The sequence below is a fragment of the Bradyrhizobium genosp. A genome, from assembly GCF_049949275.1.
In the GTDB taxonomy this organism is placed as follows: Bacteria; Pseudomonadota; Alphaproteobacteria; order Rhizobiales; family Xanthobacteraceae; genus Bradyrhizobium.
Genome location: NZ_CP188196.1, coordinates 4702192 through 4724375, shown reverse-complemented (window position 1 = coordinate 4724375; position 22184 = coordinate 4702192). Strand labels below are relative to the sequence as shown.

At 64.0% G+C, this 22184-nt stretch carries 16 protein-coding genes; 15 read left to right on the top strand and 1 reads right to left on the bottom strand.

What is annotated here, in order from left to right:
- From nuoL to ACP2YP_RS21835, 15 genes are all read left to right on the top strand, one after another.
- On the top strand, positions 1–2109 hold the full coding sequence (gene nuoL, locus ACP2YP_RS21905) for an NADH-quinone oxidoreductase subunit L (RefSeq protein WP_426418432.1): 2109 nt from the start codon (positions 1–3) through the stop codon (positions 2107–2109).
- The gene (locus tag ACP2YP_RS21900; protein WP_426418431.1) at positions 2110–3618 is read left to right on the top strand and encodes an NADH-quinone oxidoreductase subunit M; all 1509 of its coding nucleotides are present in this window, start codon (positions 2110–2112) and stop codon (positions 3616–3618) included.
- 22 nt (positions 3619–3640) lie between these two features.
- Positions 3641–5077 carry an NADH-quinone oxidoreductase subunit NuoN gene (gene nuoN / locus ACP2YP_RS21895; RefSeq protein ID WP_426418430.1) on the top strand — a complete coding sequence of 479 codons (1437 nt, stop codon included), beginning with the start codon at positions 3641–3643 and terminating at the stop codon, positions 5075–5077.
- 1 nt (position 5078) lies between these two features.
- The gene (locus ACP2YP_RS21890; RefSeq protein WP_426418429.1) at positions 5079–5885 is read left to right on the top strand and encodes a biotin--[acetyl-CoA-carboxylase] ligase; all 807 of its coding nucleotides are present in this window, start codon (positions 5079–5081) and stop codon (positions 5883–5885) included.
- Positions 5885–7555: a ribonuclease J gene (locus ACP2YP_RS21885; protein WP_426418428.1), complete on the top strand. Its 1671-nt coding sequence runs from the start codon at positions 5885–5887 to the stop codon at positions 7553–7555. The genes ACP2YP_RS21890 and ACP2YP_RS21885 overlap by 1 nt, the downstream gene beginning before the upstream one ends.
- 42 nt (positions 7556–7597) lie before the next feature.
- On the top strand, positions 7598–8002 hold the full coding sequence (gene mce / locus ACP2YP_RS21880) for a methylmalonyl-CoA epimerase (protein ID WP_426418427.1): 405 nt from the start codon (positions 7598–7600) through the stop codon (positions 8000–8002).
- A 10-nt stretch (positions 8003–8012) separates the two neighbouring features.
- On the top strand, positions 8013–8288 hold the full coding sequence (locus ACP2YP_RS21875; RefSeq protein ID WP_426418426.1) for a DUF1467 family protein: 276 nt from the start codon (positions 8013–8015) through the stop codon (positions 8286–8288).
- A gap of 193 nt (positions 8289–8481) precedes the next feature.
- Positions 8482–8829 carry a hypothetical protein gene (locus ACP2YP_RS21870; protein WP_426418425.1) on the top strand — a complete coding sequence of 116 codons (348 nt, stop codon included), beginning with the start codon at positions 8482–8484 and terminating at the stop codon, positions 8827–8829.
- Between the two features lie 33 nt (positions 8830–8862).
- Entirely contained in the window at positions 8863–10152 is a 1290-nt protein-coding gene (mtnK, locus tag ACP2YP_RS21865; RefSeq protein ID WP_426418424.1) for an S-methyl-5-thioribose kinase, read from the top strand.
- A gap of 172 nt (positions 10153–10324) precedes the next feature.
- Positions 10325–11914, top strand: coding sequence for an ABC transporter substrate-binding protein (locus ACP2YP_RS21860; protein ID WP_426418423.1), 1590 nt, complete (start codon positions 10325–10327; stop codon positions 11912–11914).
- 59 nt (positions 11915–11973) lie between these two features.
- Positions 11974–12897, top strand: a complete 924-nt coding sequence (locus ACP2YP_RS21855) for an ABC transporter permease (RefSeq protein ID WP_426426224.1) — start codon at positions 11974–11976, stop codon at positions 12895–12897.
- Positions 12894–13715 carry an ABC transporter permease gene (locus tag ACP2YP_RS21850; protein ID WP_148753646.1) on the top strand — a complete coding sequence of 274 codons (822 nt, stop codon included), beginning with the start codon at positions 12894–12896 and terminating at the stop codon, positions 13713–13715. The genes ACP2YP_RS21855 and ACP2YP_RS21850 overlap by 4 nt, the downstream gene beginning before the upstream one ends.
- Positions 13712–14692, top strand: coding sequence for an ABC transporter ATP-binding protein (locus ACP2YP_RS21845; protein WP_426418422.1), 981 nt, complete (start codon positions 13712–13714; stop codon positions 14690–14692). The genes ACP2YP_RS21850 and ACP2YP_RS21845 overlap by 4 nt, the downstream gene beginning before the upstream one ends.
- Positions 14685–15713, top strand: a complete 1029-nt coding sequence (locus tag ACP2YP_RS21840) for an ABC transporter ATP-binding protein (RefSeq protein ID WP_426418421.1) — start codon at positions 14685–14687, stop codon at positions 15711–15713. The genes ACP2YP_RS21845 and ACP2YP_RS21840 overlap by 8 nt, the downstream gene beginning before the upstream one ends.
- A gap of 276 nt (positions 15714–15989) precedes the next feature.
- Positions 15990–20885, top strand: coding sequence for an autotransporter domain-containing protein (locus ACP2YP_RS21835; protein WP_426418420.1), 4896 nt, complete (start codon positions 15990–15992; stop codon positions 20883–20885).
- A 262-nt stretch (positions 20886–21147) separates the two neighbouring features.
- Here the strand turns inward: ACP2YP_RS21835 and ACP2YP_RS21830 are convergent, their stop codons facing one another.
- A complete protein-coding gene (locus ACP2YP_RS21830) occupies positions 21148–22176 on the bottom strand; it encodes an ABC transporter permease (RefSeq protein ID WP_426418419.1) in 1029 nt (342 codons plus the stop codon).
- Positions 22177–22184 lie beyond the last annotated feature (8 nt).

The following is a 22184-nucleotide window of genomic DNA, read 5'->3' as shown; positions in this document are numbered from 1 at the left end:
ATGGTCCAGGCAATTGTCTTTCTGCCTCTGCTGGGCGCCATTTTTGCTGGCCTGGTCGCCCTGTTTGGGGCGCATGCCCGCAACCCCTCTGGCGACGAGGTCGAGCATCACGGCGATCACGGGCATGGCGCGCACGCCCATGCGTCCGATACGATCAACGAGGATGCCTCGGTCATCCACGAGAGCCATCACGATGATGCGGGCGCTCACGACGACCATGGCCACGGCCCGGTCGAGCCGGCAGCCGCCGGCTCGCGGGGCGCTGAGCTGATCACGACGGCGTTCCTGTTCGTGGCAGCGGCGCTGTCCTGGATGACGCTGGTCGATGTCGGCTTCAACGGCCATGACACCCGGGTCCAGCTTCTGCCTTGGATCTTCTCCGGCGATCTGCAGGTCTGGTGGACGCTGCGCGTCGACACGCTCACCGCCGTGATGCTGGTGGTGGTGACGACCGTGTCCTCGCTCGTGCACCTCTATTCCATCGGCTACATGGATGAGGATCCGTACCGGCCGCGCTTCTTCGGCTATCTAAGCCTGTTCACCTTCGCCATGCTGATGCTGGTGACGGCTGACAACCTCGTGCAGCTGTTCTTCGGCTGGGAAGGCGTCGGTCTGGCGAGCTATCTGCTGATCGGCTTCTGGTATCAGAAGCCGTCGGCGAACGCCGCGGCCATCAAGGCCTTCGTGGTCAACCGCGTCGGCGATTTCGGTTTCGCGCTCGGCATCTTCGCCATCTTCTACCTGACCAACTCGACTGATTTCGAGACCATCTTCCATGCGGCGCCGGGCCTGACCGGCAAGACCATCGACTTCCTCGGCTGGCATGCCGATGCGCTGACGCTGACCTGCCTCCTGCTGTTCATGGGCGCGATGGGTAAGTCGGCGCAGTTCCTGCTGCACACCTGGTTGCCGGACGCGATGGAAGGCCCGACGCCGGTGTCGGCGCTGATCCACGCCGCGACCATGGTGACCGCCGGCGTGTTCATGGTGGCGCGCCTGTCGCCGCTGTTCGAGCTCGCGCCGAACGCGCAGGCCGTCGTGATGTTCTTCGGCGCCACCACGGCGTTCTTCGCGGCGACCATCGGTCTCGTCCAGAACGACATCAAGCGCATCGTCGCCTATTCGACCTGTTCGCAGCTCGGCTACATGTTCGTGGCGATGGGAGCAGGGGCCTATTCGGTCGGCATGTTCCACCTGTTCACGCACGCCTTCTTCAAGGCGCTGTTGTTCTTGGGTTCCGGCTCGGTGATCTACGCGATGCACCACGAGCAGGACATCCGCAACATGGGCGGGCTGTGGCGGAAGATCCCGTATACGTTCGGGGTGATGTGCATCGGGACCATGGCGCTGACGGGCGTTCCCGGATTCGCCGGTTTCTTCTCGAAGGATGCCATCATCGAGTCGGCCTATGCGTCGCATAGTCCAGTCGCGATTTATGCGTACTTGCTGACGGTCGCGGCTGCGGGACTTACGTCGTTCTACTCCTGGCGCCTGATCTGGAAAACGTTCTTCGGCGAGCCGCATGACGAGCAACATTACGAGGCCGCGCATGAAAGCCCGATATGGATGCTGATTCCGATCGGCGTCCTGGCGGTAGGTTCGATCTTCGCCGGTTTCCCGTTCAAGGAGCTGTTCGTCGGGCCCCACGGCGTTGAGGAGTTCTTCCGTGAATCTGTGAAGATGAATCCACACATCCTCGAAGACATGGAAGAGATGCCCTGGTTGCTCGGCCAGTTGCCCTTCGCGATGATGGTGCTGGGCTTCCTGGTGTCGTACCTGTTCTACATCAGCCGGCCATACATCCCGGTTCGGCTCGCAAAAGAGCAGCCGGGGCTGTACCAGTTCCTGCTCAACAAGTGGTATTTCGACGAGCTGTACGACATCATCTTCGTCCGTCCGGCGAAGTGGATCGGCTACCAGCTCTGGAAGAAGGGCGACGGCTTCATCATCGACGGCTTCGGTCCCGACGGCATTTCGGCCCGCGTGCTGGACGTCACTCGCAACGTCGTGAAGATCCAGACCGGCTATCTCTATCACTACGCATTCGCCATGCTGATCGGCGCCGCCGGCCTGATCACCTGGTTCATGTTCGGCTTTGGAGGCCAGTAAATGACAACCTGGCCCATCCTTTCGGTCACGACGTTCCTGCCGCTCGTCGGCGCGCTGATCGTCTATCTCAGCCGCGGCGATGACGAGGCGGCCAAGCGCAACTCGCGCTGGATCGCGCTGTGGACCACGCTGATCACCTTCGCGGTGTCGGTGCTCCTGGTCATGCGCTTCGACCCGTCGAATGCCGACTTCCAGTTCGTCGAGAAATCGGCCTGGCTCGCCACCGGCATCACCTATCACATGGGCGTCGACGGCATCTCTCTGCCGCTGGTGATCCTGACCACCGCGATCATGCCGTTCTGCATCATCGCGAGCTGGAAGGCGATCACCAACCGCGTCCGCGAATACATGATGGCGTTCCTGATCCTGGAAACGCTGATGATCGGCACCTTCTCGGCGCTCGATCTCGTGCTGTTCTACCTGTTCTTCGAGGGCGGCCTGATCCCGATGTTCCTGATCATCGGCGTCTGGGGCGGTCCGCGCCGGGTCTACGCGTCGTTCAAGTTCTTCCTCTATACGCTGCTCGGCTCGGTCCTGATGCTGCTCGCCATCATGGCGCTGTACTGGAACGGCGGCACCACCGACATCCCGACCTTGATGCACACCGCCGTGCCGCGGTCGTTGCAGACCTGGGCCTGGCTGGCCTTCTTCGCCTCGTTTGCGGTGAAGATGCCGATGTGGCCGGTGCACACCTGGCTCCCCGACGCGCACGTCGAGGCGCCGACCGCGGGTTCCGTGGTTCTCGCGGCGATCCTCTTGAAGATGGGCGGCTACGGCTTCCTGCGCTTCTCGCTGCCGATGTTCCCGCTGGCCTCGCACGACTTCGCGCCGCTGATCTTCACCTTGTCCGCGATTGCCATCATCTACACCTCGCTGGTGGCGCTGATGCAGGAGGACATGAAGAAGCTGATCGCGTACTCCTCAGTGGCGCATATGGGCTTCGTCACCATGGGCATCTTCGCCGGCACCATGCAGGGCGTCGCCGGCGGCGTGTTCCAGATGATCTCGCACGGCATCGTCTCCGGCGCGCTGTTCCTCTGCGTCGGCGTCGTCTACGACCGCCTGCACACCCGTGAGATCGCGGCCTATGGCGGCCTCGTCAACCGGATGCCGCTCTACGCGCTGACCTTCATGGTTTTCACCATGGCCAATGTCGGTCTGCCCGGCACCTCCGGCTTCGTCGGTGAGTTCATGACGCTGCTCGGCACCTTCAAGGTCTCGATCCCGACCGCGTTCTTCGCCACAACAGGCGTGATCCTGTCGGCATGCTATGCGCTGTGGCTCTACCGCAAGGTCGTGTTCGGGGCGCTGGTCAAGCCGTCGCTGATGAGCATGAAGGATCTCACCCTACGTGAATGCGTGACGCTGTTCCCGCTGATCGCGCTGACGATCCTGTTCGGCGTCTATCCGAAGCCGGTGCTCGACATGTCGGCCGCCTCGGTCCAGCAACTCGTCAACAATTACAATACCGCTGTGACGGCCGTGAAGGCCGCCGCACTGCTCCATTGATCGGGCAGGTCAGGACATCGCCATGAGCTTTACGACTGCAGGTTATCAACTGGCGCCGGTGCTGCCCGAGCTCGTGCTCGCGGTCGGCGCCATGGCGCTTCTGATGCTCGGCGCCTATCGCGGGCAGGGGACCACCAGCACGATCACCACGCTCGCGGTGCTGCTGCTGATCGTGGTTGGTGTGCTCGAATACATGCTGCCCGCAGGTAAGCAGGTCACCTTCGGCGGCAGCTTCATCGTCGATGATTTTGCCCGCTTCATGAAGATCCTGGCCCTGATCGGCTCGGCGGTGACGCTGGTGCTGTCGACCGAGTTCGTGGCCGACCCGTCGCGGCGCATCTTCGAATATGCGATCCTGGTGCTGCTCTCGACGCTCGGCATGATGGTGCTGATCTCGGCCGGCGATCTGATTTCGCTCTATCTCGGCCTCGAATTGATGTCGCTCGCGCTCTACGTCGTGGCGACCTCGAACCGCGACAACGCCAAGTCGACCGAAGCCGGCCTGAAGTACTTTGTGCTCGGCGCGCTGTCCTCGGGCATGCTGCTCTATGGCGCGTCGCTGGTGTACGGCTTCACCGGCACCGTCAGCTTCGCCGGCATCGCCGCGGCTGCGACCGCCGCGAATGTCGGCCTGGTCTTCGGCCTGGTGTTCCTGCTCGCCGGCCTCTGCTTCAAGGTCTCGGCCGTGCCGTTCCACATGTGGACGCCGGACGTGTATGAAGGCGCCCCGACGCCGGTCACCGCCTTCTTCGCCTCCGCACCGAAGGTCGCCGCGCTTGCGGTGTTCACCCGCGTCACGCTGACCGCGTTCCCCGGCATCGTCTCGCAGTGGCAGCAGATCCTGGTGTTCGTGGCGATCGCCTCGATGGTGCTGGGCTCCTTCGCAGCGATCGGCCAGAGCAACATCAAGCGCCTGATGGCCTATTCCTCGATCGGCCATATGGGCTTCGCGCTGGTCGGCTTGGCTGCCGGCACCGTCGAGGGCGCGCAGGGCGTGCTGATGTACATCGTGATCTATGTCGCGATGACGCTCGGCTCGTTCTCGGTCATCCTCGCCATGAAGCGTAACGGTCAGGCCGTGGAGCAGATCAGCGATTTCGCTGGCCTCTCGCGCACCAATCCGCTGCTCGCCTTTATGTTCGCGATGCTGCTGTTCTCGCTCGCCGGCATTCCGCCGCTCGCCGGCTTCTTCGCGAAATGGTACGTCTTCGTCGCCGCCATCAAGGCGAACCTGTTCACGCTCGCCGTGATCGGCGTGCTCTCCAGCGTGGTGGGCGCCTACTACTATCTCACCATCGTCAAGACGATGTATTTCGACGAGCCGGCCGGCCAGGTCGATCCGGTGCGTGTCGAGGTGAAGACGGTGCTGGCGGTCGCGGGCCTCTTCAACATCCTGTTTGCCCTGTTCGCGGGTCCGGTGGTGAGCGTCGCCTCCGCCGCCGCCAAGTCGCTGTTCTAGGATGGGGTTCGCGCTCGGTCCTCGTGCAATCGCGGCGGGCTACAAGCTCGTAGCATCGGAGCGGACCGGCTCGACCAATACCGACGCAATCGAAAGCGCCCGCGCCGGCGAACGCGGCCCAATCTGGTTCGTGACTTCCGAGCAGACGGCCGGCCGCGGCCGCCGCCAGCGCGCCTGGGTCTCGCCCCGGGGCAATCTCGCCGCCAGCGTCCTCGAGGTCGTGGACGTCGCACCTGCGGTGGCCGCCACGATCGGTTTTGCCGCGGGACTGGCGGAGGAAGCCGCCCTTGAGAAAGTCAGTATCGAGGCCGCGATGCGGCTCGGCCCTGACCGGCCCCGATACGCCCTGAAATGGCCGAACGACGTCCTCGCCAACGGCAAGAAGCTGGTCGGCATTGGGCTGGAGGCCGAAGCCGTCGGCGATCGCCTGGCCATCGTGGTCGGCATCGGCACCAACATCGTGGCGGCGCCCGAGGGCACGCCAACGCCGGCGGTGTCGCTCGCGGCGCTCGGCGTCCAGATCAGCGCGGAGGAGCTGTTCTCGGCCCTGACGGACGCTTGGGTCGAATTTCGCGGCATCTGGGACAATGGCCGCGGCTTTGCCGAGATACGCAAGCGTTGGCTGGAGCGCGCCGCCCGCCTAGGCGAGCCGATCGCGATCCACACGGGAACCATGGTCTTGGAAGGCATTTTTGACACGATCGACGACACCGGCTGCCTGATTGTCCGCACCGCGGAGGGCCGTCGCGTGCCAATCGCCGCGGGCGAGGTGTTCTTCGGCCCGGTCCGTTCGGTGGGAGCTGCGTGATGGCGAGACCCGACGAACTGGTGTTTGCGCCGCTTGGCGGCGTCGGCGAGATCGGCATGAACCTGTCGATCTATGGCCTGGGCAACCGCAATCAGCGTTCCTGGCTGGCGGTGGACCTCGGCGTCTCCTTCGGCGACGAGGAGCATCTGCCCGGCATCGACCTGATCATGCCGGACATCAGCTTCCTGGAGAAGGAGCGCAAGAACCTGATGGGCCTGGTGCTGACCCACGCCCATGAGGACCATTTTGGCGCCATCATCGATCTCTGGCCCAGGCTGAAATGCCCGATCTATGCGACGCAGTTCAGCGCGGCGCTGTTCGAGGCCAAATGCGCCGCCGAGCGCAATGCGCCGAAGATTCCGGTCACCGTCGTCCCGTCCGGTGGCCGCATCGATGTCGGCCCCTTCAACGTCGAGTTCATCTCGGTCGCGCATTCAATTCCCGAAGCGCACGCACTGGCGATCCACACCGAGGCCGGCACGGTGCTGCACACCGGCGACTGGAAGATCGACCCGACCCCGACTTTGGGGCGTCCGACCGACGAGAAGCGGCTGCGCGAGCTCGGCGAGGCGGGCGTTCTTGCCCTGATCGGCGATTCCACCAATGCGGTGCGCGACGGCCGCTCGCCCTCCGAAGCCGAGGTCGCCCGGACCATCATCGATCTGGTGAAGGCCGCCAAGGGCCGCGTCGCGGTGACGACCTTTGCCTCCAACGTCGCGCGCATCAAGGCCGTTGCCGACGCGGCGAAAGCCGCCGACCGCGAGGTCGTCGTGGTCGGCCGCGCCATGGAGCGCGTGGTGCAGGTCGCGCGCGAGACCGGCTATCTCGACGGCGTGCAGAATTTCCGCTCGCCCGAGGTCTACGGCCATCTGCCGCAGGACAAGGTGCTGGCGCTCTGTACCGGCAGCCAGGGCGAGCCCCGCGCGGCGCTGGCCCGCATCGCCAATGACGACCACCCCGAGATCACGCTCAACCGCGGCGACAGCGTGATCTTCTCCTCGCGCACCATCCCGGGCAACGAGAAGGCCGTCGGCTCGATCATCAACAATCTGGTGCTGCAGGGCGTCGAGGTCCTCACCGACCGCGACCATCTGGTCCACGTCTCCGGCCACCCCCGCCGCGACGAGCTGCGCGACATGATCTCCTGGGTGAAGCCGCAGCTGCTGATCCCGGTCCATGGCGAAGCCCTGCACCTGAACGAGCACGCCAAGCTCGCGCGCGCCGCAGGCGTGCCGCGTGTCCTGGTCATTCGCAATGGCGACCTCGTCAAGCTCGGGCCCGGCGATCCCGGTATCATCGGCGAGGTGCCTTCGGGCCGGCTCTACAAGGACGGCACCATCGTGGAGGATTCGAAATCCCGCGCGGTGGTCGAGCGCCGCCGCATGGCGTTCTCCGGCTGCGCTTTCGTCGCCGTCGCCATGACCGCGCAGGGCGAGCTTGTCGACGAGCCCGAGGTCGATCTGGTCGGCATCCCCGAGAAGAACCGGGCGGGCGAGCCCCTCGACGACATCGTCTTCGATGCCGTGATGTCCACGATCGAGGGCCTGCCGAAGGCGCGCCGCAGGGATGCGGATGCGCTGGCGGAATCGGTGCGGCGCGCTGTCCGGGCCGTCATCAACGAACATTGGGGCAAAAAGCCCCCCTGTCTGGTACACGTCCTGACGGTGTAGATTAAGCGTGGTCTTCGGATCATGCGCTGAGGGAGTAGAAACATGCTGGGTCGCCTCAACCACGTCGCGATCGCGACCAGGGATGCCGTCAAGTCCGCAAAAATCTACGGCGCGGCGTTCGGTGCGCAGATTTCCGAGGCCGTCGCGCTGCCCGAGCATGGCGTCACCACCGTGTTCGCGACGCTGCCCAACACCAAGATCGAGTTCATCGAACCGCTCGGCGAGACCTCGCCGATCGCAAAGTTTCTCGAGCGCAATGCCGACGGCGGCATCCACCATGTCTGCTACGAGGTCGTCGACATCATCGCCTCGCGCGACACCCTGGTGAAGGAGGGGGCGCGGGTGCTCGGCGACGGCGTGCCGAAGATCGGCGCCCACGGCAAGCCGGTGCTGTTCCTGCATCCGAAGGATTTTTCGGGCGCGCTGGTCGAAATCGAGCAGGCATAGGGCCGGGATCATGGCCGCTCAGATATCGACCGGGCTCGCAATCTATTTCGTGATCTGGTGGATCGCGCTGTTCCTGACGCTGCCGTTCGGCGTGCGCAGCCAGCACGAGGACGGCGTCGGCGCGCCCGGCACCGACCCCGGCGCACCTGTTATGACCGGCATGAAGCGCAAGCTGGTCTGGACCACGATCATCTCGGCGATCATCTATGGTCTCGGCATGGTCGCCTATGAGGCTGGCTATCTCTCGATCGAACGGCTGTCGAAATTGATGGGAATGCCGTTTTAGGCTTATCGGCCTCGTCCTGAGGAGCGCGCTCTTGCGCGCGTCTCGAAGGACGGCCACAGGCGAGATCTCGCCCGAGGCCATCCTTCGAGACGACCGCTGCGCGGTCTCCTCAGGATGAGGTCCGCGGGTATGATTGGTTTTATGCAAACGGTCGTCTAGATTTTCCAGCTGGCGGATTTTTTTGGGGAAACAAATGACTTTTCAGAGGATCGTCGTCGCGCTTCTGGTGCTGATCGTCGCCGGCCTCGGGGCCATCGGCTATGTCGAATGGAAGATGGCCGTGCAGGTGCGAACGCTGAAGGCGTTCGTCGAGGGCTACGTCTTCAACGAGGCCGTGATGGCCTGCGAGCAGGCCAAGAGCTCGACGCCGTTCAAATGGAATGGCGGAAAGAGCACCTCGGTGATCGGGCTGAACTCGGTCAAGCTGGATAAATACACCGTCAGCGCCAGCTACACACTGGTGGCGGACAACGTCTATTGTGATTACGATCCGATCAAAAGAAAGGCCGAGATCGGCTCGAGCTTCCTGGAGCGGGAGTAACGATCCGGCCCACGCACATGGGATGGGATCGTCATGACGCAAGGGCAGTCGGGGGACTATCGGATTCTGCAGGAAGCGGCCTTGCGGGACTATCTCGCAGGCCTGCCTGACATCGCGGCGCTACTCGGCGGCGAGCCGGGCGCCTGGGCGATCACCGAGGTCGGCGACGGCAATCTCAACCTCGTTTTCATCGTGAAGGGCACAAGCGGCGGCATCGCCGTGAAGCAGGCGCTGCCTTACGTCCGCCTTGTCGGCGAAAGCTGGCCGCTGCCTTTGTCGCGGGCCCATTACGAATATCTCGCGCTGACCCGGCAGGCCCAACTCGCGCCCGGCCTGGTGCCGGCACTGCTGCATCACAACGAGACGCTGGCGCTGACTGTGATGGAGCTGCTCGAGCCCCACATCATCATGCGCAAGGGGCTGGTGGCGGGCACGCGCTATCCACGCTTCGTCGACGACATCACCACCTTCATGGCGCGGACGCTGTTCTTCACCTCCGACCTCGCGCTCTCGGCTGCCGAGAAGAAGGAGGCCATCGCGGCCTTCGCCGGCAACCATGCGCTGTGCAAGATTACCGAGGATCTGATCTTCACCGATCCCTATCGCCTCGCCGAGCAGAACCGCTGGACCACACCCTATCTCGACGGGTTCGCCGCCGCCTTGCGCGACGACATGGAGCTGCATGTCGCGATCTCCCGGCTGAAGCTGAAGTTCATGGCAAGCCCGGAAGCGCTGCTCCATGGCGATCTTCACACTGGCTCAATCATGGTGACTGAGGGCGAGACGCGGGTAATCGACCCCGAATTCGCATTCTACGGCCCGATGGGGTTTGACGTCGGCGCGGTACTGGCCAATCTGCTGATGGCCTTTTTCGCCTCCGCCGGCCACGAGCGCACGCCGGGCGAGCGGCAGGCATTTGAGGGCTGGGTGCTGGAGTCAGTCGAGCAGGTCTGGGGCGGGTTCGTCGGCAAATTCCTCGACCTCTGGCGGTCGGAGGCCCGTGGCGACGCCTACCCGGTCTCGCTGTTCGCCGGCGAAAAGGGCGCCGCGCGGCTGGAGATCGAGCGGCAAGCCTACATGCAGCGCCTGTTCACCGACACCGTCGGCTTTGCCGCCGCCAAGACCGTCCGCCGCATCTTCGGCCTCGCCCACAACATTGACTTCGAACTGATCGAGGACCCCAGGGCGCGCGCGATCAGCGAAGCCCGCGCCGTGCGCCTCGCGCGGGGGATGATGGTGGAGGCGGCGGCATTTCGGACGATCGCAGACGTCACCGGCGCTGCGCGAAAGCTGCGGGACTGGCAGCCGGAGCTATCCGGCTGAGCGCGGCCGCGCGATGACGCACCGCGTCAATCGGCGGCTCGCATCGCCGGGCGGGTGCAACCTGACATCCGAGGCCCGGAACCGGCACCGTCCGCCATCAAAACGAAGCTTGCGTTCGACCGCTGACGGATGATCAAATCCCTGATCGGAATGCCTGCGTTTGGGGGGACATATGATGTTCAGGATGATTGCGATCGTTGCGGGTTTGGGTCTGGCGCTGGCCGGATCGGCGGAGGCTCAGACGCCGCGCAAGGGCGGAACCATCCGCATGACCGCGCCTTACGGTTCGAGCTTCACCAGCCTGGACATCCACACCACCCAGCGCGCCCAGGACGAGATCTACGCCAAGGCGCTGCATCGCTCGCTCTACATCTGGGATTCCGCGGAAGGCAAGCCGGTCCCGGAGCTTGCCAAGGAGGTCGTCGTCTCGGGCGGCGGTCTCGTTCACACCTTCAAGCTCCGCGACGACGCCTATTTCCACAATGGCCGCAAAATGACGGCTGACGACCTCATCTGGTCCTACAACCGCATCATGGACGGCACCAAGGCCTATCCCGGCGCGCGCTATGTCCGCGTCATCGAGGGCGCGGCCGCGGTCGAGAAGGGCCAGGCCAAGGAGATTTCCGGCCTGAAGAAGATCGACGACTTCACCGTCGAGATGAAGCTGACCGATAAGGTCGATCCCGGCTTCTACTTCTTCACCGCGCTGACCTCGATCTATCCCGCCGACGAGGCCGCCAAGGACAGCTTCATCCAGCATCCCATCGGCCTTGGGCCATTCAAGTTCGTCGAGCACGTGCCGGGATCGCGCATCGTCATGGAGCGGTGGGACCGGTTCTACAAGCCCGGCAAGCCCTATGCCGAAAAGGTCATCGTGTCGATCATGGGTGAGGCCGCGGCGCGCGATGTCGCATTCCGCAACAAGGAGATCGACACCTCCGTGCTCGGGCCGGCGCAGTATGTCGCCTATCAGGCCGATCCCAACCTCAAGGGCACCATCGCCGAGGTCGCCGAGGTGTTTACGCGTTACATGGGGATGAATCCCGCCTTCAAGCCGTTCGCCGACAAGCGCGTCCGGCAGGCAATCAACTACGCGATCGACACCGATCTGATCATCAACAAGCTGGTCAAAGGCAAGGCCTATCGCGCCACCAGCTGGCTGCCGCTGACCTCGCCGGCCTACGACAAGGCAATGAAGCCGTACCCCTACGATCCCGCCAAGGCCAAGCAGCTGCTCGCCGACGCCGGCTACCCCTCCGGCTTTGAATTCGAATGGACCGCCAGCCAGAATGAGAGCTGGGGCCTGCCGATCGTCTCGGCCGTCATCCCGATGCTGGACAAGGTCGGCATCAAGGCGAAGGTCAAGCAGGTCGAGGCCGCGGTGCTGTCGGAGGTGGTTCGCTCCGGCGACTACCAGGCCTTCATCTATTCCCAGCAGACCGGCCCGGACCCCCTGGCTGCGCTGAAATGCTTCCACTCGTCGACGCCGCAATCGGCCTGCAACTACATGAACTTCAAGAACGCCGAGTTCGACAAGATCATCGATGACGCCGGGCAGGCCGACGATACCGCGAAGCGCACCCAGCTGCTGCAAAAGGCCAATGCGCTGCTCTACGAAGAGGCGCCGGTCTGGTTCTTCAACTACAACAAGGCGGTCATGGCCGTGCAGCCGTGGCTCCACGGAATTCAGCTCAACCCGACGGAGCTGACCCACCAGAACGTCGAGGACGTCTGGGTCGACGAGACCTCGCCCGCGAAGTGACACGCGTTCTCGTGCTCCCTCCATCACGATGAGTGATGGAGGGAGGGAAGAAAGTGCCGATGCTCTCGTTCCTGATCCGTCGTCTCCTGCAAACCGTTCCGACCGTGCTCGCCGTCGTGCTCCTGGTCTTCGTGCTGTTCAGCGTCGTTCCCGGCAGTATCGTCTCGAGCATGAGCGACGATGCCGATCCCCAGGTCGAGCTGCGCATGAAGAAGCAGCTCGGTCTCGACGATCCCGTCTATGTGCGTTTCGGCGCCTATATCGCCAAGCTCGCCACCGGTGATTTCGGCACGTCGTTCCGGACGCGCGAGCCTGTTACGGCCATGATCGCCAAACGGGCCTGGCCGACGCTGCAGCTGATCTTCACCGCCATGGCGTTTGCGGTTCTGCTCGGCGTGCCGCTCGGCTTCATCGCCGCATTGCGCCCGGGAGGTCTGGTCGACAGCGCAGCGATGGTCGTGGCGGTGTCGGGCCTTTCCATTGCCAAATTCTGGCTCGGACTGGTGCTGATGTATCTGTTTGCGTTGAAGCTCGGCTGGCTGCCGAGTTTCGGCTATGGCGACGGCGGGCTGAAATATCTGCTGCTGCCGGCCGTGACGCTCGGCGTCTCGCCGATGGCGCTCTTTGCCCGCACGACGCGCGCTGCGGTCCTCGAGATCATGACCGCTGATTTCGTCCGCACCGCACGCTCCAAGGGTATGAGCGAGACCCGGGTGGTGAAATGGCATGTGATGCGCAACGCGCTCGTCATCATTCTCACCACCGTCGGTCTGCAATTCGGCGGGCTGATGGGGCAGGCGGTCGTCGTCGAAAAGCTGTTTTCCTGGCCGGGCATCGGCTCGCTGCTGGTGGACAGCGTCCTGCAGCGCGACATCCCGGCCGTCCAGGGCTCCATTCTCGTGGTGGTGCTGGCTTTTCTCGCGATCAATCTGCTGATCGACGTGCTCTACGGCGTGATCGATCCGAGGATCAGATACGCATGAAGCTTCGCGCCAATCTCATCATCGGCGGCGCCTTGTTCGCGCTCGCGATCCTGGTCGGTGTGCTCGCGCCCTGGCTGGCGCATACCGATCCTGTCCTGGACGCCAATCTGCTGAACGCGGAGGAGCCTCCGGGCTGGACCTGGTGGTTCGGCACCGACGACCAGGGCCGCGACATCTATTCCCGGGTCGTCTACGGCGCGCGTGTCTCGCTGACTGTCGGCATCGTCTCGCAGCTCATCAACAGCGTCATCGGCGTGGCGCTGGGCCTGAGCGCCGGCTATTGGGGCGGCTGGTGGGACGATGTCGTCAACGCCCTGACCAATGTCATGCTCGCGATCCCCTCGCTGATCTTTGCGCTCGCCATCATGGCCGTGCTTGGACCGGGCCTGACCAGCCTGCTGATCGCGCTGGGGCTGACCAACTGGTCCTTCACCTGCCGGATCGCGCGCGCCTCGGCGCTGTCGCTCAGGAGCCAGGGCTATGTGCAAGCCGCGACCGTGCTCGGCTACGGCGATCTGCGCATCATGATCACGCAGCTGCTGCCGAACATGTTGGGGCCGATCGTCGTCATCGGCACGCTCGGCATGGGCAGCGCCGTCCTCTCCGAGGCCGCACTGTCGTTCCTCGGCCTCGGCGTCCGTCCGCCGTTTCCGAGCTGGGGCAGCATGTTGTCGGACGCCCGTGACCAGATCACGACGGCGCCGTGGCTCTCGGTATTTCCAGGCCTCGCCATCTTCCTGACCGTGCTCGGCCTCAATCTGCTCGGCGACGGCCTGCGCGACATTCTCGATCCTCAATCGCGGAGCCGGCGGACATGACCGGCGCGCCGCTGATCGAAGTCGAGGATTTGCGCATCGATCTCGACGATGGATCGCGGCGCGTTGCGGCGGCCGAGAGCATTTCATTCCGCATCGATCGCGGCGAGACGTTCGGTCTGGTCGGCGAATCCGGCTGCGGCAAGAGCATCACCGCGCTGGCGCTGATCGGCCTGCTGCGGCAGCCGCTGTCGATCGGCGGCGGTGTCATCCGGTTCGACGGGCGGGAGATCCAGCACCTGTCCGCCGCCGCCCAGCGGGACCTGCGCGGCAACCGCATCGCCATGATCTTCCAGGAGCCGATGACGGCGCTGAACCCGGTCTCGCCCGTCGGACGGCAGATCGCCGAGATGTTCGTGCTGCACAAGGGCAAGAGCTGGCGGGAGGCCAACCAGCTGGCGGTCGAGGCACTGGCGAGTGTTCGCGTCCCCGCGCCGGAGCGGCGCGTGAACGATTACCCGCACCAGCTTTCCGGCGGCATGCGTCAGCGCGTGATGATCGCCATTGCGCTGGCCTGCGGTCCGGACCTCCTGATCGCCGACGAGCCGACCACCGCGCTCGACGTGACCGTGCAGGCGGAAATCATCGAGCTGATGCGCAATCTATGCGCCGAGCGGGGCACGGCGATCCTGATGATCAGCCACGATCTCGGCCTGGTCGCCAATGTCTGCCGCCGCGTCGCCGTCATGTATGCCGGCCGCATCGTCGAGGAGCGCGGCTCCGCCGATATTTTTCGCGCACCCTCGCATCCCTATACGCAAGGCCTGGTCGCCTCGCTGCCGCGACTGGGCAGCCGTGCTGCGCTCGGCCGGAGCAGGCTGAAGGAGATCGCGGGCGTCGTGCCGGCGATCACGAGTTTTCCGGATGGCTGCCGGTTCAATCCGCGCTGCGCGAATGCGACCGACATTTGCAGGACCGTCGTACCGACGGCGGATGTTCTGGAGGCCGGCGGTCTGGTGAGGTGTCATCACCATGCATGAGCCGCAGGGGAGGATGGATAACGATCTCATTCTCAGCGTCGAGGATCTCGCGGTTCATTTTCCGCTGGGCGGCGGCCTGCTGGGCCGTAACCGGCGGCTGTTGCGAGCCGTCGACGGGGTCGATCTCAAGCTGAAGCGCGGCGAGTGCCTCGGCCTGGTCGGCGAGTCCGGCTCGGGCAAGTCGACGGTGGCCTTGTCGATCCTTGGCCTCCTGACGCCGACGCGCGGCCGCATCGTGCTGGACAGGCAGGTCGTGACGGGCAGGCCGTCCGGCGATCGCAAATCGCTCGCCCGCATTGTCCAGATCGTCTTTCAGGATCCCTACGCCTCGCTCAATCCGCGCCAGACCGTTCGCCGCACCCTGGAAGATCCCCTGCGTGTGCATGGCGTGACCGCAAAGAGCGAGATCGAGGACCGCGTCGCGACCATGCTGCGGCATGTGGGCCTGCGGCCCGAGCAGGCCGACCGCTATCCGCATGAATTCTCCGGCGGCCAGCGCCAGCGTATCGGCATCGCGCGTGCGCTGATCCTCAATCCCAAGATCGTCATCTGCGACGAGCCCGTCTCGGCGCTCGACGTCTCGATCCGTGCCCAGATCATCAATCTGCTGCTGGAATTGAAGGACACGCTCGGTCTTTCCTACATCATGATCAGCCACGACCTCGGCGTGGTCGAGCACATGAGCGACCGGGTCGCCGTCATGTATCTCGGCCGCATCGTGGAGAATGGCGACTGGCGCGAAATCTTCGAGCGGCCCGCGCACCCCTATACGCAAGCCCTGATCGCCGCCATTCCCGATCCGCTGCGCCATGCCCCGCTGGCGACGACCGGCGGCGACCTTCCCAACCCGCTCAACCCGCCGAACGGATGTGCGTTCAGTCCACGTTGCCGTTATGCCGAGGACGTGTGCCGTCGCGAGCCAGGTCCGTCGCTTGAAACGCGTCCCGACGGACATTCGGTGAGGTGCTGGCGAAGTGAGGAGATTGCCGGTCCGACGGCATTGGCTTTGGGCGAGGGCTGATTTCTCCAGGATGGAAGCGCGGCGCATGAAGCGTCGGGGTCACTTGAGGCCTCCGGCGTCATCCCTATCGCAACAAATTTGTGACGTGAGAGCCAACACCCCGAAGTTGCGGATCGGCAACATCGCGCCTCCAATCGCATGGAAACAACTGGGACAACCTGGAAATGAATCGACATCATTGCAATGCTCGTTCTAGCCTTCCGACGTTTCGGCCTGCTGGCCCGGTTCTGTTTATTTTTTGTGCATACGTCCGCACGCGCTTGAGGGGGCGGGGTGGTGTCAATTCGTTCTGTGAGATATTTTTCCGCCATCATGCCGATCGCGCTGATCGGTTTCTGGATGGCGCAATCGCGATTGGCAGTCGCTGAAGTCCAGATCGGCTCAACCTTCAACAGCGAGGGGCCGGGTCCTTCCCTCACCGGAAGCAGCGGCAGCCCGGCGAACCAAGCCTATGCCGGCGCTGTCCAAGCCATCGCGGCGGACCCGTCTGACAGCAACGTCATGTACATCGGCTCGGTCGGGGGCGGAATCTGGAAGACAACCAATGGCGGTACCAGCTGGACGGCACTGACCGACCAGAATCTGTCGCTGTCCATCGGCAGTCTCTCGCTCGACCCGACGGACGCCTCTCACCAGACGCTGATTGCCGGCAACGGCAATGTCTCCAACGGCGGATTTGCCTCGATATCGGTGTTCTCGACGCCGGAGAACTTCGGCGGCGTGCAAGCCGGGCTGCTGTACAGCACCAATGGCGGCGCAACGTTCACGCGGCTCGGGGCATCGACGTTCAGCGGACAGAGCGTCGTCGACGTTGCTGCGCGCGGGTCGACGATCCTGGCCGCCACCGCCGAGCCGCGCACCATGGCGGCGGGAGCGTCCTTTTTCTCCGGCGGTCTTTACCGCAGCACCAACGGCGGCGCGACATTCACGGCCGTTGGACCCGGCAATGGATTGCCATCTGGACCCGTGACCTCCCTGGTCGGCGATCCCAACAATCCGAACACCTTCTATGCTGCGGTCACTGCCAGCAGCAATGCGACCTACGCCCAGACCGCGGTCTACCGCAGCACAGACGGGGGCGCGACCTGGTCGGCCGTGTTCAACTCTGCGAACAGCGGCGGCCTGATCAGCGGCGCAGGCCAGACCACGATCAAGCTGACCGCCGGAGCCGGAGGAACGGTTGCGGTCGGCCTCGTCAATCTCGGCAGTGGCGCGCTGGCAGGGCTCTATTACTCCAGCAACAGTGGCACTTCCTGGACCACACTGACGGCCCCTAACGTCAACCCGGGCGGGCAGGCGCCGGTCAACATCGCACTGGCGATTGATCCGACCAGCACGAACATCATCTACGTCTCGGGCGACAACAACTACAGCAACAACGGCGGCATCAATGCGCTGGCAATCGCCCGCGTCAACGCCAGCAACAATACTTCGAGCGCCATGAGCGACGATAATGGCACGCCGCTCAACACGTCCAACGGGTCCACCAGCCACCCTGACAGCCGCGCGCTGGTCTTCGATGCCTCGGGCCGGCTGTTGGTCGCAACGGACGGCGGTCTCTCCGCGCGCACCAGCCCCTTGACGAGCACCGGCAGCTTCATCCCGCTCAACAATTTCTCGACGATGGAACTGTATTCGGCCGCATTCGACGGCAACAGCAAGCGGATGGTCGTCTCTGCCCAGGACAATGGCAGCTCGTATCAGTCGGCCCCGGGCGGCAAGACCTTCAACCAGATCGGCAGCGGCGATGGCATCAATGCCTGGGTCAACGACGTGACGCTGGGCACCAGCAGTGCGCTCTATACGACATGTCAGAACCTGGGCTGTGCAAAACGTACGATCGTCGACAGCAATGGCAACATCACGCACTCGGCGAGCATCAGTTTCGGAGGCCTCTCGTTCGGCAACTTCAGCGCGCCGCTGGTCTTGAACAACATTGATCCGAGCCGCATGGCGCTGGCCAGCAGCAACGTCTATGTGACCCAGGATACGTTGTCCGGCGCTCAGGCCGTAACACAATCAATCATCACGCTCACGCCGACCCAGGTTGGCGCAACGGGTCAGACGGCCAATGCCCTCGACTATGGCACCCGGAACAACGTCAATGCGCTGCTCGTGGGCTCGGGACCGTTCAACGCCCCGAACGGCAAGGTCTGGCTGAGCACCACGGCGGGCGCAGGCTCGCTGGTCCAGTTGTCAGCCTATGCGGGTCTCGCTCCTACTTCGGTCAAGTTCGATACGCGATCGGATTCGCGCTTTTTCGTTGCCGACAGTGCCAACCTCTTCGGCAGCACCAACCAGGGCGCAAGCTTTCAGACTTTGACCGTCAATCTTCCGGCCAACTTTATCAGGCCGACCGCGCTCGGATTCATCGACAGCAACGGTGTCGCTTCGCTGCTGGTCGGCGGCCTGAACAATGCCGACAATGCCGGCAATCCGCTCGTCACCGCCGACAGCGATTCAAGCGGCAATCTCTCCGGTTGGCGAAGATTCGGCGCGGGTCTGCCAAACGCGCTGATCACGGGCCTGCAATATGATGCCAAGTCCGACACCGTTGCGATCGCGACCGCCGGCCGCGGCGCCTGGCTGCTGTATGACGCCACCAGCAACTATGCGAGCGCATCGGTGCTCCAGTTCGGTCTCGCAAACAACGATTCGATGCCGGATATTTCGGTTCTGTCCGGCAGCCGCCCGTTGATCAAATACGGCACGGGAATCCTGGCGATCACGGGAGATGCAACCTACACCGGCGGATCGACGATCAATGGCGGCACCATGCTGATCGGCAACGGCGGCACGACCGGCAGCGTTCAGGGGAACGTGGCCTTCTGCTCCAATGCAGGCGATCCGCTATGCGACGCCAGCACCAACAAGGTGCTTGCCTTCAACCGTTCGAACAATCTGACGGTCGCCGGCACGATCAGCGGTCCGGGGCAGCTCGTCCAGCAAGGTGGCGGCACGCTGATCCTGACCGCAAACAACACCTATACCGGCGGCACGACCATCAGCAGCGGCATCCTCCAGCTCGGCAATGGCGGAACGAGCGGATCGATCACCGGCGACGTCGTCAACAATTCGGGCTTCTCCTTCAACAGGTCCGACGCCGTCACGTTCTCCGGCCTGATTTCGGGAACGGGCCTCGTCCAGCAGGCCGGGCCAGGAACGACGACACTCTCCGCCGCCAACACCTATGGGGGCGGGACTTTCGTGACCGGCGGCACGCTGACTGTCTCCGGTGCCGGAACGCTGGGCGCCACAACCGGCGCGACGACGGTCTCGACCGGCGGCACACTCGACCTCGCCGGGACGACACAGACGCAGGCAGCCGTGAATCTCGCCGGCGGCTTGATCAAGAACGGAAACCTGAACGCGCCGATCAGCTCGATCGGAGGTGGTCTCAACGGTATCGGCGGCTCGGCAAGCCTGACCACGCTCGGCGGCGTCACCTCGCTGTTCGGCATCAACGGTTATTCCGGGGCGACCAATGTGAATGGCGGCGTGCTGGACGTCGAAGGCTCGATCACGGGAACGTCGTCGGTCACGGTCAATGCCGGCGGCGCGTTGACGGGCGCCGGCACGGTCGATCCGCTCCTGGTCAGCATCGCCAGCGGCGGTATCTTGGCTCCAGGCAACGGCACGCCGGCCAGTTCGATGACGATTGTCGGCAATCTGGCGTTCCAATCGGGGGCGCTGTACATGATACAGCTCAACCCTACGACGGCGTCGTTTGCCAACGTCACGGGCACGGCAACGCTTGCTGGCAACACCGTGGATGCGATCTTCGCCAATGGCACCTACGTTTCCAAAAAGTATACGATCCTGATGGCCGGCGGCGGCGTCAGCGGAACGTTCTCAGGCCCCGTCAATACGAACCTGCCGAGCGGTTTCAAGACATCGCTCAGCTACGACGCCAATACCGCTTATCTCGATCTGGCGCTGTCATTCGGATTCGGCCTGCTAGGCGGCCTCAGCGGCAACCAGCAGGCGGTCGGCAACGCCCTGACGGGGTATTTCAACAGCAACGGCTCGATCCCCATCGTCTATGGTGCTCTCTCGGCGGCCGCACTGACCCAGGCCTCGGGCGAACATGCCACCGGATCGCAGCAAGCCACGTTTGATGCGATGGGCATGTTTGCCGGGATTCTCACCGATCCCTTCATGCAGCGGGAAGGCGCGCCATCGCCGGTTCCCGGTCACCAGTCCTTTGCTGCTGCGGATGATGAGGATGCACTCGGCTATGCTGCGAGAGAGCGGCGGCGGCTCGCTGCGGAACGCGAAGCTTATGCGATGTTCACCAAGGCGCCGCTGCGCAGTGTCTATCAACCACGCTGGAGCGTGTGGGCCGCAGGATTTGGCGGTTCGCAATCCACCGACGGCAACTCTGCCGTCGGCTCGAACGGTGCGACCAGCCGCATCTTTGGCACCGCCGTCGGCGCCGACTATCTGTTCTCGCCGACGACGCTCGCCGGCTTTGCATTGGCCGGCGGCGGAACGAATTTCAGCGTCAGCAACCTTGGCTCGGGACGCTCGGATCTGTTCCAGGCCGGCGCCTACGTCCGTCACTTCAATGGGCCGGCCTATATCTCCGCCGCCCTTGCGTATGGTTGGCAGGACATTACCAGCGACCGTACTGTGACAATCGCCGGGACCGATCGGTTGCGCGCCGAATTCAATGCCAATGCCTTCTCCGGCCGGATCGAGGGCGGCTACCGTTTCGTGGGGCCATGGTCGGGCGGCATTGGCATCACCCCCTACGCCGCGGCGCAAGTGACGACCTTCGCACTGCCTGGTTACGCGGAAAGCGTCGTATCGGGGGCGGGGACCTTTGCGCTGGCCTATGGTTCCAAGACCGTCACTGACAGCCGCAGCGAGATCGGTCTCCGCACAGACAAGAGTTTCGCTTTGCCGAACGCGGTCCTGACCCTGCGCGGCCGGTTCGCGTGGGCGCATGACTTCGATCCGAATCGTTCAGTTGCCGCGACCTTCCAGGCCTTGCCGGGGGCGAGCTTCGTCGCCAATGGTGCAGCACAAGCCTCCAATTCGGCGCTCACGACTGCGTCGGCCGAAGTAAAAATGTTGAGTGGCTGGACCGCAGTCGCCACGTTCGAAGGCGAGTTCTCCAATGTGACCCGCTCCTACGCCGGCAAAGGCGCCGTGCGCTATGCGTGGTAAGCGGAGCACAGCGAGAGAACCGGTCGAGCCGAGTCCCCGGCGGTCTCTCGAAACATGAGGCTGCGCATGACCGGAGGCGCATTCGCTCCCTGACCCGCGACAATCGCACCATGATGACATCGTGCTCCTGTTTTGCCCGACGTCAAACGCGGCTGAACCGCCGGCTCAAACCACTCCGCACGGCTCAAACCACCCCGCACCAAATTCCCCAATGATTTGTACTGTGCATGGGGTTGTTTTCGCGGTTTTGTTCGCGGGCTGATTAATCCGCCGCTTTTTCTCTCAGCCGCTGCGCGTAGACGTTGATGATCAGCGCCGCCAGCAGGATCACGCCGCGGATCAGGATCTTCAAAAAGCTGTCGATGTTGACGTGGTCGAGGCCGTTGTTGAGGACGCCGAGCACGAACAGGCCGACGATGGTGTTGCCGATGCCGCCGCGGCCGCCGAACAGGCTGGTGCCGCCGACCACGACGGCGGCGATGGAGTCGAGCAGGTACGTGTCGAACTCGTTCTGCTGCGCGCTTCCGAAATGGGCGACGCCGAGCATGCCGCCGATGCCGGAGCACACCGCCGAGATCACCATGACCGCGCCGAGGATGAGTTTGACGTTGAGGCCGGAATATTCGGCCGCCTCGCGGTTGCCTCCGACCATGTACACATAGCGGCCGAAGCGCGTGTAGGTCAGCACCAGATGGCCGCCGAGCAGCATGATGGCTGCGACGATGACGATCCAGGGGATGCCGCCGATCGAGCCGGAGCCGAGCGTGCTGATCAGGCTCGGCACCTTGTAGGCGATCTGGCCGCGCACCAAGAGCGCCGAGATGCCTGCCGCGATCTGCATCATCGCCAACGTCATGATGAAAGAGGGGATGCCGATCACGGTCAGCCCCAGCGCGTTGACGAGGCCGAGAGCCGCGCAGAGCAGGATCGACAGGATGATGGCGATCGCGCCGGGCAAGGGGATGTTGGGGATGTTGACGTAGGACTCCTGCAGCGTGAAGTAGGCGACCGCGATGCCGGTGACGTTGGCGATGCTGGCGATCGAGAGATCGATCTCGGCGCAAAGGATCACGAAGGTGAGGCCGACGGCGATGATGCCCGTCACCGACACCTGCGTCAGGATATTGCCGAGATTGTCGATCGTCGCGAAGGAGGGGCTCGCAAAGGCGAAGAACGCGGACAGGAGGATCAGCGTCAGGAACGGCGCGATGTTGCGCATCTGCGAGCGCAGGAAGGGCGCAAGGCCCCGTGCGCGCTGGCCCGCCGCTGGTGCCGTTTCACTGCTCGCCATTGTGCTTC